The organism is Gracilibacillus boraciitolerans JCM 21714 (genome assembly GCF_000521485.1).
GTDB classification, from domain to species: domain Bacteria; phylum Bacillota; class Bacilli; order Bacillales; family Amphibacillaceae; genus Gracilibacillus; species Gracilibacillus boraciitolerans.
Map to the genome: position 1 here is coordinate 298,642 of NZ_BAVS01000001.1, position 15,152 is coordinate 313,793.

The 15,152-nt window shown below is 36.9% G+C and carries 14 protein-coding genes, 3 pseudogenes and 2 riboswitches; of the genes and pseudogenes, 3 read left to right on the forward strand and 14 right to left on the reverse strand.

Features of this window, described 5'->3' with window-relative positions; all coding sequences use genetic code 11:
- Positions 1–65: 65 nt before the first annotated feature.
- Positions 66–173, reverse strand: a riboswitch (TPP riboswitch).
- 182 nt (positions 174–355) lie between these two features.
- Positions 356–538, forward strand: a riboswitch (Lysine riboswitch).
- Positions 539–674: 136 nt separating this feature from the next.
- Positions 675–1,574, forward strand: coding sequence for a 4-hydroxy-tetrahydrodipicolinate synthase (gene dapA / locus JCM21714_RS01610; protein WP_035721817.1), 900 nt, complete (start codon positions 675–677; stop codon positions 1,572–1,574).
- A gap of 75 nt (positions 1,575–1,649) precedes the next feature.
- Here the strand turns inward: dapA and JCM21714_RS23430 are convergent, their stop codons facing one another.
- Genes JCM21714_RS23430 through JCM21714_RS23440 form a run of 3 tightly spaced genes read right to left on the reverse strand, consistent with a single transcriptional unit; the run spans position 1,650 to position 2,796 of the window.
- Entirely contained in the window at positions 1,650–2,201 is a 552-nt protein-coding gene (locus tag JCM21714_RS23430) for a M20/M25/M40 family metallo-hydrolase (protein ID WP_369403415.1), read from the reverse strand.
- Between the two features lie 23 nt (positions 2,202–2,224).
- A complete protein-coding gene (locus tag JCM21714_RS23435) occupies positions 2,225–2,554 on the reverse strand; it encodes a M20/M25/M40 family metallo-hydrolase (protein WP_369403380.1) in 330 nt (109 codons plus the stop codon).
- An 11-nt stretch (positions 2,555–2,565) separates the two neighbouring features.
- Complete coding sequence (locus JCM21714_RS23440; RefSeq protein ID WP_369403381.1) at positions 2,566–2,796, reverse strand: hypothetical protein; 231 nt, start codon at positions 2,794–2,796, stop codon at positions 2,566–2,568.
- Positions 2,797–2,911: 115 nt separating this feature from the next.
- On the opposite strand from JCM21714_RS23440, the pseudogene JCM21714_RS01620 reads away from it, so the two are divergent.
- A pseudogene (locus tag JCM21714_RS01620) lies at positions 2,912–3,346 on the forward strand (YaiI/YqxD family protein); the annotation flags it as partial.
- On the opposite strand, the gene JCM21714_RS20350 reads toward JCM21714_RS01620, so the two are convergent.
- The 3 genes from JCM21714_RS20350 to JCM21714_RS20725 are packed head-to-tail and all read right to left on the reverse strand — an operon-like array spanning position 3,343 to position 4,307.
- Entirely contained in the window at positions 3,343–3,492 is a 150-nt protein-coding gene (locus tag JCM21714_RS20350) for a hypothetical protein (RefSeq protein WP_162833694.1), read from the reverse strand. The pseudogene JCM21714_RS01620 and the gene JCM21714_RS20350 sit on opposite strands and share 4 nt — an antisense overlap.
- A 13-nt stretch (positions 3,493–3,505) precedes the next feature.
- Positions 3,506–4,021 (reverse strand): alpha/beta hydrolase, encoded by a 516-nt coding sequence (locus JCM21714_RS20720; protein WP_369403416.1) that lies wholly within the window; start codon positions 4,019–4,021, stop codon positions 3,506–3,508.
- Positions 3,987–4,307 carry an alpha/beta hydrolase family protein gene (locus tag JCM21714_RS20725; protein ID WP_235182536.1) on the reverse strand — a complete coding sequence of 107 codons (321 nt, stop codon included), beginning with the start codon at positions 4,305–4,307 and terminating at the stop codon, positions 3,987–3,989. The genes JCM21714_RS20720 and JCM21714_RS20725 overlap by 35 nt, the downstream gene beginning before the upstream one ends.
- A 217-nt stretch (positions 4,308–4,524) precedes the next feature.
- Here JCM21714_RS20725 and JCM21714_RS01630 point away from each other — a divergent pair, with 217 nt between their 5' ends.
- Positions 4,525–4,800 carry a hypothetical protein gene (locus JCM21714_RS01630; RefSeq protein ID WP_035721198.1) on the forward strand — a complete coding sequence of 92 codons (276 nt, stop codon included), beginning with the start codon at positions 4,525–4,527 and terminating at the stop codon, positions 4,798–4,800.
- Between the two features lie 61 nt (positions 4,801–4,861).
- On the opposite strand, the pseudogene cysK reads toward JCM21714_RS01630, so the two are convergent.
- The 8 genes and pseudogenes from cysK to JCM21714_RS01670 form a co-directional block, all read right to left on the reverse strand.
- Positions 4,862–5,778, reverse strand: a pseudogene (gene cysK, locus JCM21714_RS01635) (cysteine synthase A).
- Between the two features lie 153 nt (positions 5,779–5,931).
- Complete coding sequence (locus JCM21714_RS01640; RefSeq protein ID WP_035721200.1) at positions 5,932–6,636, reverse strand: LutC/YkgG family protein; 705 nt, start codon at positions 6,634–6,636, stop codon at positions 5,932–5,934.
- Positions 6,623–8,061, reverse strand: a pseudogene (locus JCM21714_RS01645) (LutB/LldF family L-lactate oxidation iron-sulfur protein). Before JCM21714_RS01645 ends, JCM21714_RS01640 begins: the two are co-directional and overlap by 14 nt.
- Positions 8,061–8,789 (reverse strand): (Fe-S)-binding protein, encoded by a 729-nt coding sequence (locus JCM21714_RS01650; protein WP_035721203.1) that lies wholly within the window; start codon positions 8,787–8,789, stop codon positions 8,061–8,063. The pseudogene JCM21714_RS01645 and the gene JCM21714_RS01650 overlap by 1 nt, the downstream one beginning before the upstream one ends.
- Before the next feature lie 327 nt (positions 8,790–9,116).
- Positions 9,117–11,192, reverse strand: coding sequence for a bifunctional rhamnulose-1-phosphate aldolase/short-chain dehydrogenase (locus JCM21714_RS01655; protein ID WP_035721206.1), 2,076 nt, complete (start codon positions 11,190–11,192; stop codon positions 9,117–9,119).
- 126 nt (positions 11,193–11,318) lie between these two features.
- On the reverse strand, positions 11,319–12,581 hold the full coding sequence (gene rhaA, locus JCM21714_RS01660) for an L-rhamnose isomerase (RefSeq protein WP_035721209.1): 1,263 nt from the start codon (positions 12,579–12,581) through the stop codon (positions 11,319–11,321).
- A 13-nt stretch (positions 12,582–12,594) separates the two neighbouring features.
- On the reverse strand, positions 12,595–13,986 hold the full coding sequence (gene rhaB / locus JCM21714_RS01665) for a rhamnulokinase (protein ID WP_035721211.1): 1,392 nt from the start codon (positions 13,984–13,986) through the stop codon (positions 12,595–12,597).
- A gap of 171 nt (positions 13,987–14,157) precedes the next feature.
- Positions 14,158–15,135 (reverse strand): AraC family transcriptional regulator, encoded by a 978-nt coding sequence (locus JCM21714_RS01670; protein WP_035721214.1) that lies wholly within the window; start codon positions 15,133–15,135, stop codon positions 14,158–14,160.
- Positions 15,136–15,152 lie beyond the last annotated feature (17 nt).

The window sequence follows — 15,152 nt, forward strand, 5'->3', positions numbered from 1 at the left end:
AAATACGCAAAAAACCACTATCTATACGCAGACGTAAAGATAGTGGTTATACTTATAAATAAAAGTATCACTTCTTGCCACTTCCCTACGCTGGTATAAACCAGATCAGGTTCTAAGGGTCTTAAAGTAATACTTTAATCTCAGTCTTTATGAAGACACCCCTAGTGGTTTCTCGCTTTATTATTTTATTCCAACTTATCATATCAAAATTTCCCAGTTTGTCAAGAATAATATTTAAAAACTATTATTCTTCCAGCTTTCTTTTTCAGTATATCCTTGCATATAAAACTTTTTTTTGTTATAGTAGAAACCAACATAAAACAATTTCATATAATTTTGCTTCAATTTTAATTGAAGTGAGAATAGAGGTGCAAAAACCATTAGTACATATTCAGAGGTCGAAGGAACCTGTGATGTTTATGGAAAGGGGAATTTGCCGAAGTGATAAAAGATTACCTTCGATTTTATCACTGGTCCATCATTGAAAAAATGTCGGGCTGTCATATAGTGTTGTGCTATATGGAGGGCTATCTCACGCATCTAAACCATGTTAAATCCAAGATGCAACAATGATACCCTCATTGTTGCATCTTTTTAATTTTATATGGTAATGAGATACCTGCTATTCAATAGAAAGTCTAAATTGTTTTAAATCTATGAATAGAGGTGGCTGTATCATGAACTTTGGACGTGTAATTACGGCAATGGTAACTCCATTTGACGTAAATGGAGAAATTAATTATGAAAAAACAGAACGTTTAATAAATTATTTACTACAGAATGGAACGGATGCATTGGTTGTGGCAGGAACCACAGGTGAGTCTCCTACTTTATCAAAAGAAGAAAAACTCTCTTTATTTAAATTTGTGGTTAAAACAGTAAAGCATCGTGTACCTGTAATAGCGGGAACCGGCTCTAATAATACACGCGAATCAATAGAACTAACAAAAAAAGCAGAAACAATTGGGGGGGTGGATGCCATCTTGCTTGTGGCTCCCTACTATAATAAACCAAGCCAAGAAGGATTATTTCAGCATTTCAGTGTGATTGCCGAAACAACAACTTTACCGGTTATGATTTATAATATTCCTGGTAGAACAAGTGTAAATATCGAACCGTCAACCATTATAGATTTAGCTAACATCGATAATATCGTTTCGGTAAAAGAAGCTAGTGGTAATCTTGATGCAATGACAACAATTATTCGCGAAACAGATTCAAGCTTCTCCTTATATTGTGGTGATGATAGTCTGACACTTCCGTCAGTAGCCATTGGTGCGAAAGGCATTGTGTCTGTTTCCTCTCATATTATTGGTAATGAAATGAATGAAATGATTGCAGCTTGTCAACATGGTAATTATCATCGTGCCCAGGAATTACATCACTATTTGTTACCTATTATGCAATCATTATTTATGGCGCCAAGTCCAACCCCCCCAGTTAAAGCAGCTTTAGCGATGACAGGTATCGATGTAGGAAATGTCAGACTTCCATTAGTCCCACTAAATGAACATGAAATGGCATTGTTACAACACGAATTGCACTTTATTCAGAAAAATTATAATGCATGTTAAACATAATAATACAAAATCACGCAGATTTTCATAGCATCTGTGTTTTTAATTACTTAAAATAATGAATGATTACAATTAGTCTTTCCTTTTTGCCAAATCGTCTATTACAGAAGCAAGCAATAGTGTCCTCGGAACTAAAGATTCTATGTCTAAATATTCGCTCTCGCGGTGTGCTCGTCCACCAACAGGTCCGAGACCATCAACAGTAGGAATTCCTAATGCTGAGGTGAAGGAAGCATCTGAGCCACCACCGGTTTCCGTATCCTTAATAAAAATATCAAGTTCATCTCCGACTTTTTTGATAATACGTAACAATTTCTCCGTTTGTTCGTTTTTCTCCATTGGCGGTCGATTAATATCGCCTTCTATCTTGACCTTGGTTCCATCTACATCTATATTTTTGATAATCGTGGCAATTTGTTCTTTAATTTCAGTAACTTGATCTTGTGTACGAAAGCGAACATCGACTTGTGCTGTTGCATGATCTGAAATCGTATTGACGGAAGTCCCACCTTCGATCAGACCCACGTTAACATGAATCCCTTCTTCTTCATCGGTAATCTCATATAATTGAATGATTTTATGTGCTAATTCTTCAATGGCGCTTCTGCCCTTTTCCGGCTCAATACCAGAATGAGCAGCCTTTCCAACTACTTCAACCGTATAATGGCCTTTGCCTCTACGTGCAGAACGATGGCTCCATTCTTACGTGCCGGTTCCATAACTAAAGCATATTTCTTTCCTTCTGCATACCTTTCGATTAATTCCCGAGAAGTAAGAGAACCAACCTCTTCGTCACTCGTAAGCAGGATTTCTACTTGGAAAGCTGAATTTTGTCCGGTTTCAATTAGAGCTTTCATAGCAAAATAAACGGAAACAAGACTGGCTTTCATATCAATGACACCTGGGCCATATGCTCGCTTTCCATCAATTCGAAAGGCTCTTTCCTTAGCCGTTCCTTTTTCAAATACGGTATCCATATGTGTCAGAATTAAAATAGTAGGTTTCGTCTCATCTGTATGTTTTTTTGTATAATTAGATGATTGCCAAACTCTTCTTGTTTAACTTCCTTTATGTCAAAACCAATTTCCTGATATAAAGTTTTCATAACTGTTCCGACGTGGTCCACACCAGCTTTATCATGTGATCCACTATCGATATTAACCAATTTTTCTAACAACTGCAGCATTTGTTCCTGATGGTTTTGTAAATAAGTTTTCATTATATTGTGTCCCTTACTTTCTTTGTATATTAAGAAAATCATACTATAGATTGGATGTTTTTGCTATACTAATCATACCTTATATTATTAGAAAAGGAGATATTCAGATGCAAATTTTGTAGATGCGGATGCATGTCCGGTAGTTGACATTATCGTCGCAGAAGCTAACAAAAAGAATATAAATGTGACATTAGTAAAAAATTATAATCATTTTTCGATGCAAGAGTATCCAGAACATGTTTCCATCAAATATGTGGATGATGGCGCAGATGCTGCAGATTATCGCATTGTCCAGTTGGCAGGTAAGAAAGATCTTGTAATCACACAAGATTATGGATTAGCCTCCTTATGTTTAGAAAAAGACTGTATCGTCCTGCACCATAAGGGCTTTCGCTATACAAAAGAAAAAATGGATCAAATGCTGGAAGAACGACACATAAATGCACAGGCAAGAAAGGCTGGATTACGGACAAAAGGTCCAAAAAAATTTAGCGAGGAACAGAGAGATAGCTTTCGTATCAAATTACGAAAGCTATTAGATGACATTTAATTTTTATCCAAATCTTCCTGCACAATTTCAGCAATTCTGCTTACTTGCCAGCGTTTTGCTGTTTCCTCATTCACTTCATAGACTTTACCAGCTCGTAATAATTCTTTGTTATAAGTGGATTGTACTAACATTTTCACTTTGATCATTGCTTACCTCTCCTTAATTGATATAGCCATTTAACCAATGCAGGCAAGCATTCTTCCATGCATTGGTATATGGATGCTCTTCAGCGAGACCCAATCCATGCCGGCCATCTTGATAGATATGTATTTCATATGGGACATGATTTCCTTGCAGTGCTTCAGCATATTTTAAACTGTTGAATGCTGGAACTGCCTGATCATTAGCTGTCGTCCAAATAAAAGCGGGCGGTGTATCTTGATGCACCATTCTTTCACAAGAATACTTCTCTATTAGTTCCAGACTGGGATTTTCACCTAATAAATTCTGTTTACTTCCCTGATGTGTATGCTGTTCCATGGTGATTACAGGATAACATAAAATTTGAAAATCAGGTCTGGATGAGTAATGAAAATTTTTCTCATTTTTTTTCTCATTTACTGTAGGATCTTCCTCAATAAAATAATTACTAATGGTAGCTGCTAAATGACCACCAGCTGAAAAACCAAGAACTCCTACCTTAATGTTTTCCAGTAAACCCCCATTCCTGTAAATTAGATCGAATCATTCGGATCGCATCTTGTCCCTGATGAATGGATATTTGATCCTCGATCGAAGCAACGGTATATCTTAACACACAACTATGATAACCATGCTTGTTTAGCCAAAGCGCAACAGGCTCTCCCTCGTGATAGGCGCGATTCTGATAACCACCTCCAGGTATTACTAAAACTAATGGTGCATCTGGTTGATCAGCCAATAAATAAGGAGTAATACTTGGACAACTTTGATGCAATGCTTCCGATTCCCAACTTACTTCAGATTTATCTAAAATGAACAATGAAAGCCCCCCCTTTTATTAATTTTTGGCATTAAAGTAATAGATTTAAACGTTTTCAATTTAATATTATAGCATATTATCGATTTCATTTGACTGAAGTTAAGTATAAAAGATTATTTTTTCATCTAATTCTAGGTGAATACCCTATCCCAAGCGGATGTCCCTGCATAGGCTATTATCAAGTGATGAAAGTTATATGCAGGAAGGAGAATTCATCATGCATTATCAACCAATGGCACCTCAACATTTCAGACAATCACACTATCCACAGGAGCGTTTTCTTGGACCATTGGGCTTTGGCCCGCTAGGTGCAGGTTTATTAGGATTTGGCTTAGGGTTTTTAGGGGGGGGAGAATTAATTGACAGACCTCCAGGACCATATCCATATCCGCCATATCCACCTTATTATAACTATCCACCTTATGGTCCACCATTCCCGCCAGGACCAGGTCCGGGACCATATGGACCAGGACCATATTTTGGACCGTTTTAGTCTTAAGTAAAGAAGAAGTGCTCAAATACTAATGATTTGAGCACTTCTTCTTTCTGTTTAATTAAAATAAATGCATGCTTAAATAACGTTCACCAGTATCAGGTGCAATGCACACGACATTTTTACCTTTACCAAGCTTTTTAGCTACTTGTATCGATGCGAATACAGCTGCTCCCGCTGAAGGTCCAACAAAAATTCCTTCTTCAGATGCCAGACGTTTAAATGTGTTCACGGCATCCTCATCCCCCCAATTTGGATGATTTCATCATACACCGAGGTATTTAAGATATCTGGGATAAATCCAGGACTTGTTCCTACTAATTTATGCTTACCAGGTTTACCACCTGATAATACCGGCGAGCCAGCAGGTTCTACCACGGCTATGTGTATGTTCGGTAATTTTTCTCTTAATGTTTCACCAGTGCCTGTAATGGTGCCACCAGTGCCAGAAGTTGCTACAAAACCATCTACTTGTGAATCCATCTGTTCTAATATTTCTAATGCCGTTGTTGTGCGATGAATGTCTGGATTCGCTTTATTTTCAAATTGTTGTGGCATATAGCTGTTTGGAATTTCTTCTACCAGTTCCTTAGCTTTGTTAATTGCTCCTGGCATTTTTTCATCACTTGGAGTTAAAACCACTTTGGCACCATATGCTTTTAGAATATTGATTCTTTCTTTCGTCATATTGTCAGGCATAACTAAAATGGCTTTATAGCCTTTGGCTGCTGCAGTCATTGCTAAACCAATTCCTGTGTTACCACTGGTTGGTTCGATAATAGTAGTATCATCATTTAATATACCTGCTTTTTCAGCCTCAACAATCATATTGTATGCAGCACGATCCTTCACACTTTTCGAAGGATTAAACATCTCAAGTTTAACATAGATATCAGCAGCATCCTCTGGGACGATTCTGTTTAATTTTACTATGGGTGTATTTCCAATTAGTTCTGTTATATTTTGATAAATCTTCATCTGTATACCCCCCCTTCCTAGTACTATTATTGTCATCTTATCAAGGAATCAACAATAAATCCAACGATCCTGCTTATGAACACAATATTATGATTATTAAGCAGTAAAAAACACTTAAGGATTCTATATAATCCTTAAGTGTTTTTGGTGTGTTTATAAATCGTTCACCACGATATATGCTGCTTTAATTGGACCATGGACGCCTACTACCAGATTCATTTCAATATCTGCACTATTACTTGGACCAGTAATAAAGTTTATACATGAGGCAATATCTTCGCCTGCTACTACCTGCTGATGAATGTAATCTGTAGCCTGTGTCATACGTTTGACTATGGTCGATTTTGGTATAATTGCGATATAATTGGCTGGTAATAAACTGACTGATCGTCCTTGACCTTTATCATTCAACAAAACAACAGTGCCAGATTCAGCCAAGGTAATATCACTAAAAGTAATCCCAATATCTGCACGCTCTGCAAATTCTACAGAGGCATCACGATCATGTCGATCCCATTTAAATGAATCTACTTGTGCTAAAAAATTTGAAATGTTCGCTTTATCAAATCTGTTATCGTCAGAATAGACAACTGTTTTGGATTGATATTGTTCCATAACAGACTCAATAGTCGAGGTTAACTGCGACAAATCTGTCTGAAAAAAATCAGTATGAATATTTTGACATTGTTCTTTTAAAACCGTAATCAATTGTTCTCGGTCATAACCAGCTAATACGTTACGTTGTGGACTTACTGACCAAGATGGTTTCTGTACAGGCTTATCAGCAGCGATGCCGCCAATCTTTTCTCTAATATTCGTTAAAAAGCTTTCTCTATTGATAATATTACCTTTTGGCATTTTCTTCACCTCGTTTCACGCGATTTTTAAACCAATCACGAAAACGTTCATTTTCTGGTTTTGGAAAATCCCGTGCATGTGTCCAATGCCTTAGCGGTCCTGGACCTTTTGTAATCATTTGTTTTTTTGCGAATGGAGTCGACATAATGGGCGCCATCTTTGTTGCTACACGATAGAGATTGGCCGAGTTCATGAGTTGTTCAAACCCACGCATCGTAACTCTTTCAGATAAGGAGGATCTTTTCTCATCCTCAACTATTTTACGTCTGTGCATAATCAGCTGTTCGTGTAACGGAATTTTCACTGGACAAACTTCTGTACATGCACCACACAAGGAAGAAGCATATGGTAATTCTTTGTATTCATCATAATCAGATAAAAGCGGTGAAAGCACTGCGCCAATTGGTCCTGGATATATCGATCCATAGGCGTGTCCGCCAACATGACGATAGACAGGACATACATTAATACATGCTGCACATCGTATACAGTGTAATGCCTCCTGAAATTCCGTGCCTAATATTTTTGAACGACCATTATCGACAATTACTAAATGAAATTCTTCCGGTCCATCTGCTTCATCTAGTTGTTTAGGACCTGAAAGAGCAGTTATATAACTTGTTAACTTTTGACCAACTGCCGCGCGAGTTAGTAAACTTACCACAATATCTAACTCTTCCCAACCAGGGACAATCCGCTCCATTCCCATCACAGTAATTTGCGTTTTAGGTAAAGCAGAAACCATACGTGCATTTCCTTCATTAGTAACCAATGCAAAAGAACCTGATTCTGCCACAGCAAAATTACAGCCGGTAATACCTAAATCAGCAGAAAGAAATTCTTCTCTTAATTTTTCACGCGCAAATAGTGCTAGTTCCTCTGGTTTTTCAGATTTTAAATAGCCTAATTTTTCATGAAATACATCTCTTATTTGTTCTTTATTTTTATGCAATGCTGGTGCGACAATATGCGATGGTGGATCATGATCATCAAGTTGTAAAATGTATTCACCCAGGTCTGTTTCAATTACTTCACAACCAATTTCTTCAAGCGCTTCATTCATGGAAATCTCTTCCGTTACCATTGACTTGGATTTTGCGATTTTTTAGCATCTTTTTCTTTAGCTACCTTTTGAATATATTCATTTGCTTCTGCGCCTGTTTCGGCAAAAAAGACATGACCGCCTAATTCCGCTACTTTTTCACTTAACTGGTGTAGATAATAATCAAGATGTTCGATCGTATGACGACGAATTTCTGAACCGAGCGTACGCCATTCTTCCCAATCTCCTAATTCATCCGCCGCTGTTGCGCGTTTATCCTGCAATCTGCCTTGAGCAGACCGAACAGCACCACGCATAAAGTCATCTTCAATCCCTTTGGTTACTCTTTTTTTAAAATCTTTATCTCCAATATGCATCGGCATTATACATCACCTCTGCTATTTAAAATTTCGGCAATATGTTTCACTTTTACTGGGCTTCCGTTTCTTGATAAACGCCCCCCGATATTCATTAAACAACTGCCATCTGCACCAACTAAAATCTCCGCGTTTGTTTCTTCAATATGCTCTACTTTCTCATCTACCATTTGTTCTGAAATATTACTCATTTTAACGGAGAATGTACCACCAAATCCACAACAATCATGACGATTTGGTAAATCTATTAATTTCAATCCCTTTACATTTCCTAACAAACGAAATGGCGCTTCTTTGACACCTAATAAGCGCGTCATATGACAGGATGAATGATAGGTTGCAACCCCTTGATATGCTGCACCAACATCTTCAACACCTAACACATCCACAATAAATTGGGTCAATTCATACGTTTTCTCTTTTAAAGCGATCGCTCTTCTTTGCCACTCTGATCCTTCTTCAAATAAATGAACATATTCATGAATCATGTAAACACATGACCCTGAAATACCGACTACTTTCTCAGCATGTTCAAATGTTTCAATTAAATGTTTCGCTACTTCTACTGTCTCTTTTTGGTAGCCACTGTTATATGCAGGTTGACCACAGCAGGTTTGTGCCTTCGGGAAATCCACTTCACAACCTAAACGTTCTAACAATTCCACCGCTGCTTTGCCTGCATTTACATAAAACATATCCCCCCCGATACATGTGATAAAAAATGATACCTTCATTTTTGTTTACTCCCCCCCTTTTAGGAACACGTCACTACTATTCTTTTATTTTATCATGTTTTCTATAGATAGTAGAATGGATAAACCCTTCAGATTGAAAGGTTTATCCATTTTTTGTTCTTGCTTAGGAAATTATAAAATGTTCTACTGTGGATTATTCGGATTACTTTGTTTAGCCACGTCCAGCTCCGAGCGCCAAAAACTATGCAACTTCACGAATCGCCCTACGATAAGTCATCATCGGTTCGTAAACTCACCGTGATTCCTTTATCTCAGTTGATTCGCTCCAGTCGCTACGTTTTTTAACGGCGCTCTGCGCTTTTGTTCCTATCGTGTAAAGGCTGCTGCTACCCCCCCACCATCTACAGTAACCATACAACCAGTTGTTTTGGCTGATTTTGAAGATGCTAGAAAAGCAATTGATTCCGCAATATCCTCTGGTAATATATTCACATTTAGAATCGTACGTTTGCGATAATGATCTTCTAACTCATCTGTTCCAATACCGTAAGCAGCTGCCCGTTCTTTTTTCCAAGAAGAATCCCAGATTTTCGAACCGCGAATAACTGCATCAGGCAAAACGGAATTTACACGAATACCATATTCCCCCCCACCATCCGCAGCAACGGTACGAGCTAAATGAACTTCTGCAGCTTTTGCTGTGCTATATGCCGCAGCGTTTTTACCTGCATAAATGGAGTTTTTGGAGCCAATGAATACCATATTACCACCAATTGCTTGTTCCTTCATAACTTTAAAGATTTCACGAGATACAAGGAAGAAACCTGTTACAAGTACATTGATGTTCAGATTCCACTGTTCAAGTGTTGTTTCTTCATATGGACTTGAACTGGCAAGACCAGCGTTGTTAACTAAAATATCAATACCACCATATTGTTTGATCGCTTCCTGAATTGCTCCACGAACTTCGTCTTCTTTAGTAACGTCCATTTTTATAGCAAAAGCACGATTCGCACCATATTTTTCATTTACTTGATTCGCTAAATCGTCAGCACCTTCTTTATTGATATCAGCAATTACTACATGTGCCCCCCCATCATCTAAAAGGCGATAAGTTGTAGCTGTACCAATACCACCAGCACCACCTGTTACCAATGCAATTTGACGTGAAAATTCAGATTCTGGCGGAGCTAGGCTTAATTTATAAAGCTCTAATGGCCAATATTCAATTAAATAGGATTCTTCTTCATTTAAAGATATAAAGTTTCCTAGAACTGTAGCACCACTCATTACAGCAATTGCTCGATGATATAACTGTTCACTGACATTTGCTGATTTCCAGTCTTTACCTGTATTCACCATACCTAAACCTGGAATTAGTATAATTCTTGGAGCTGTTTCTACAATCTGATCGCCATCACTTTTATTTCTTTCAAAGTATGCTACATATTCTTCTTTATAAGTAGAAATACCTTCTTTTACTTTTTCCTTAAGTGCATCAACATCACCGGATTGTGGATCCCAGTCAATGAAAAGTGGAACACGTTTGGTGTGTACTAGATGATCGGGACATGCTGCACCAACCTGTGATAAGGACTGTGCATCTTTACTATTCACAAATTCTAGTACACTATCATTATCATTATATGTTGTTAACATCTTTTTCTCTTGGCTTACTTGTCCACGAATAATTGGTAACACTTCTGCTAAAATGTTCTCTCTTTTGTCTGATGATAATGCTTGATACTTAGCTCCACCGAAAAGAACTTGTCCTTCAGATTTATTATTAATATAGTCTTCTGCTTCATTAATAATCTCTATCGTCTTATTATAGCTTTCTTTAGAAGTTTCTCCCCATGTTACCAGACCGTGTTTTTCCATGATTACTAATTCAGCATTGGGATTATTTTGAACACCTTCTGCAATCATTTTAGACAGTTTAAAACCTGGTCGGATATATGGTACCCATACAAAACGATCACCATAAATCTCTTTTGCGATTTCTTTTCCATTATCCGCGCATGCAATACTGATAATTGCATCCGGGTGGGTATGGTCTACTTGTTTAAAAGGCAAAAAGGCGTGTAAAAGTGTTTCGATTGATGAACGCGGATGTTTTGCGCTAATCATACAATGTGATAAATAATCTACCATATCTTCATCGGACATATCATCACGTTCTAGAAGCGGACGTATATCATCTAATTTTAAACCTGTAAAGTTTTGAGATTTCATCGTAGCTAAATCAGAACCACTACCCTTCACCCACATAACTTCAATATTGTCACCTTTAAAATCTTTCTCCATTGTTTTGGATGAGGTATTTCCTCCACCAATATTTACGACAGATCGATCAGTTCCTAGTAAATTTGAACGGTATACCAAAGATTCTAATCCATCATTTTCTGTAATTTGACTATCATTCCATTTGTTTTGAACCAATGAAATTCCTCCTCTTAATATTTGTTTAGTTTTATTTATTTGGTTGTTTCTGTTTTAATTATACAATAAAACAAAAATAAATCAACATAAACAAATGTATTTACATATTTTTATTTTTATATGTTATTAGCTATTACGTTTAGATAATACATTTCTTTCATATTCCTTTACCTCATCCAGCCATTTTTCCTGAACAGGAACTCCCATCTGTTCGCAATAATAGTCCCAAATTGCTCCAAATGGATAGGTTTTAAACTCTTCTAATAATGCTAAGCGATCTGTGAAATTACCTTCTTCTTGTAGTTTTTTCAAATGATCATTTGGCATCAGCAATGCATAGAGCAATGACTTAATCATGTTTCTCGTACCAATTGTCCATGCTGCGACTCGGTTAATGCTGGCATCAAAGAAGTCTAATCCGATCATAACTTTATCAAGTGCGTCATTACGTACAATTTCCAGTCCAATCTCACGTAATTCATCGTCCAAAATAATCACATGATCACTATCCCAGCGAACTGGACGTGACACATGCAGAGCAATGCGATCATTAAATAAAAGCATAGCAGAGATTTTGTTAGAAACCATTTCAGTTGGATGATAGTGTCCTGTATCTAATAAGCATAATTTATTATTTTTTAAAGCATACCCCATATAAAACTCATGAGAGCCTACGACATAAGCTTCAGAGCCGATACCAAATAATTTACTTTCTACTGCATCAACATTTAATGTTTCATCGACATCAGCAGCAAAAATTTCATCTAAAGATTCTTTTAAACGTTTTCGTGGTGTTAAGCGATCACTTGGTATATCTTTATACCCGTCCGGAATCCAAATATTAGTTAAGGCAGGTTGGCCAAGCTCTTCTCCAAAATATGCTCCGATTTTTCTTGACTGGATGCAATGCTGAATCCAGAAATCACGTACTTCTTTATCTGGATGTGCTAAAGTAAATCCATCCTTTGCTTTTGGATGCGAAAATAAGGTTGGGTTAAAATCAAGTCCTAACCCATGTTCTTTCGCCCAATTCACCCATTTTTCAAAGTGCTGCGGTTCTAATTCATTACGATCCACAAATTTCCCATCGGTTTCTGCATAGATAGCATGTAAGTTTATTTTATGCTTTCCAGGAATCAATGATAGTGCTTTTTCTAAATCACTTCTTAACTCTTCTGGAGTTGTTGCCTTGCCAGGATAATTACCGGTTACTTCGATTCCACCTGAAAGTTCCTGATCAGTTTCTTCAAATCCACCAATATCATCGCCTTGCCAACAGTGGATCGAAATTGGAACTTGTTTTAGTTTTTGAAAGACATCTTCTACCGACACACCCCCCCATTTTTCATACTGTGCTTTTGCATTTTCAAAGTTTTCTTTTACACTCATCTTCTTCACCTCATTATGAAAATTTTTGAATATCAAAGGATTGATTGATAATTTGCTTTGATTGTTCTAATGATTCAATCTGTCCGGACGCAATCATTTGTGCTAACAGATTTCCAATTGCTGTTGCCTCACTTGGACCTGTATAAATTTCCTTTCCTGACACTGCTGCTAGTTTCTCATTCATATAATTATTTTTACTACCTCCACCAATAATATGGATAGATGGATAGTGCTTACCTGATAATTCTTCAATCTCTTTTGCTGTTTGAAAGTAGCTCGCTACTAAGCTATCAAAAATACATTTGGCGAATTCGCCTGCCGACTCTGGCACTTGTTGATTGGTTTCCTGACAATAAGCCTGTATCTCGTGCTTCATGCTCTTAGGACTGAGAAAACGGTTATCATTAACGTTAACAGTGGAAGAGAAGTTCTGTTCCTGATAAGCCAGATCAACAAAATCCGGGAAGTCATATTCATTTTCCCACTCACGCTTCACTTCCTGAATTATCCAAAGTCCCATTATATTCTTCAGAAAACGTATGTTTTTATTAGCGCCACCTTCGTTCGTGAAATTGTATTCAAATGCTTTTGCTGTACTAATTGGCTGAACGTGCTCCACACCCATGAGTGACCATGTTCCAGAACTAATATAGATGGTATCTTGTGCAGGAACTGCCATGACTGCTGAAGCGGTATCGTGTGTCCCTGGAAGCACAACATCAAGATTTACACCTAATTCATTTTGTAACTCATCGGTTAATTTACCGATCGATTGCATTGGATTAACAGGTTCTTGAAAAATATGAAAAGGAATATTCAGCTTTTCGAGAAAATCATGTTTCCACTGTATTGTTTTCGCATGCAATAATTGCGTTGTTGTCGCATTGGTATATTCATTGGTGATTTTCCCTGTCAAAAGGTAATGCAGATAATCAGGAATCATGAGAAAATATTCAGCCTTTTGTACGAGTTCAGGCTGTTCTTTTTGAAGCGCCACAAATTGATAAATCGTATTAAACGGCTGAAATTGAATGCCGGTTTCTGCATAGATTTCCTTTTGATCAATTTTTTGAAAGACTTCCTCCATCACCCTTTCTGTTCGGTGATCACGATAGGCAACAGCATCTGTCAGTCTATTTTTCTGTTGATCAAGCAAAACGAAATCTACTGCCCATGTATCGATTCCTATGGTTTCCGGTTGATATTTCTCTGTACTTTTTTGAATACCATGCTTAATTTCCTGAAATAGTCCATCAATGTCCCAGCACAGGTGACCATTCTTTTCTTCCATTTTGTTTTCAAAACGATGTATTTCATCGAGTATTAATCGGTTATTCTCCAGATATCCTGCAATCACTCGACCACTGGATGCTCCGATATCAACAGCTAGGTTACATTTTTGCAAATCCTTCACTCCTTATTGAAAGCGATTTATATATTAACTATACAAGAGGATATGCAAATAGATAATATCGAAAATTATCTTTTTATTGTCCTTTTTTGCGAAGTTAGTATTTTAAATATATGAACTATCCATCATCATTACAATCTTTCGAGATTAAAAAACAGCTAATCGTTAGGATTCGATTAGCTGTTTTTTATAGGCCTTAGGTGTATTACCATATTTTTGTTTGAATAAACGGTAAAAGTAACTAATATTTTCATATCCAACTTCTTCAGCAATGGCACGCATGGACAGATCACTGTAGATTAGCAGATTTTTAGCTACCAGTAGTCTTTTCTCCTGAACAAGATCTTTAAAATTTTGCTTCGTTAATGCTTTAATTTGCTTACTAATCCAGTATGCCGTTTGATGACATTGTTTTGCTAACGATTGTAAATTAGCATCTTGATAATGTTCTTCTATGTAACGAAATACTTCTGTTAAAAAGGCATGCTGACTGGTTTGAAGTGTATCCTCTTGTGTTAGATTTTGTTCTTCGATTAATTCCAGTATTAATAAGCCCATTTGAAATTTAATTTTAGACTGCGATAAAATGGAATCGAACATCATTTCTTTTAATAAATCATTCATAATGGCTTGGATTCTTTTGGAATTGGCTACTGGATAATAAAGAAATTGTCCTGTTTGATTGTAGTCAAACATACTATTCATTAAAAACTGTAGCATTTGACTTTGGATAAAACCAGTTGATAGATTTGATAGTATATAATCAAAAAAAGCTGGATGGATAATAAAGTTAATGACAATATCTTCTTCACTGCAGGCAGATAACTCATGTTCAATATACTGGTTTAGTAAAAGAATATCGCCCTTTTTTAAATGAATCGGCTGTTTTGCCACTTTTTGATGAAAAGTGCCGTGAAATACATAATTCATTTCAATATAATCATGCGAATGCTTCGGAAAGTTTATATATCGAGGATGCTTCCGTATCATGATCAAATCATCTTTCAGAAATTTATCACTCTGGATGACAAAATCAGATGTACGATTCGTATATATCTTCTTATTAATTGCCTGATCTCCTTCTAAAATAGCACGTTCTTCCTCGGTTTCCTCCAATAACTTCTCATGTAAGATAGCATCCACACACTACACACCCATTT

Bases quoted from the DNA above. Each gene is read 5' to 3' on its own strand.
- JCM21714_RS23435 (WP_369403380.1), bottom strand. From the start codon at position 2,554: ATGGATACCGTATTTGAAAAAGGAACGGCTAAGGAAAGAGCCTTTCGA.
- JCM21714_RS23440 (WP_369403381.1), bottom strand. From the start codon at position 2,796: ATGAAAACTTATTTACAAAACCATCAGGAACAAATGCTGCAGTTGTTA.
- JCM21714_RS20350 (WP_162833694.1), bottom strand. From the start codon at position 3,492: ATGATCAAAGTGAAAATGTTAGTACAATCCACTTATAACAAAGAATTA.
- JCM21714_RS01630 (WP_035721198.1), top strand. From the start codon at position 4,525: ATGCATTATCAACCAATGGCACCTCAACATTTCAGACAATCACACTAT.
- JCM21714_RS01640 (WP_035721200.1), bottom strand. From the start codon at position 6,636: ATGCCAAAAGGTAATATTATCAATAGAGAAAGCTTTTTAACGAATATT.
- JCM21714_RS01650 (WP_035721203.1), bottom strand. From the start codon at position 8,789: ATGAAGGTATCATTTTTTATCACATGTATCGGGGGGGATATGTTTTAT.
- rhaA (WP_035721209.1), bottom strand. From the start codon at position 12,581: ATGAGTGTAAAAGAAAACTTTGAAAATGCAAAAGCACAGTATGAAAAA.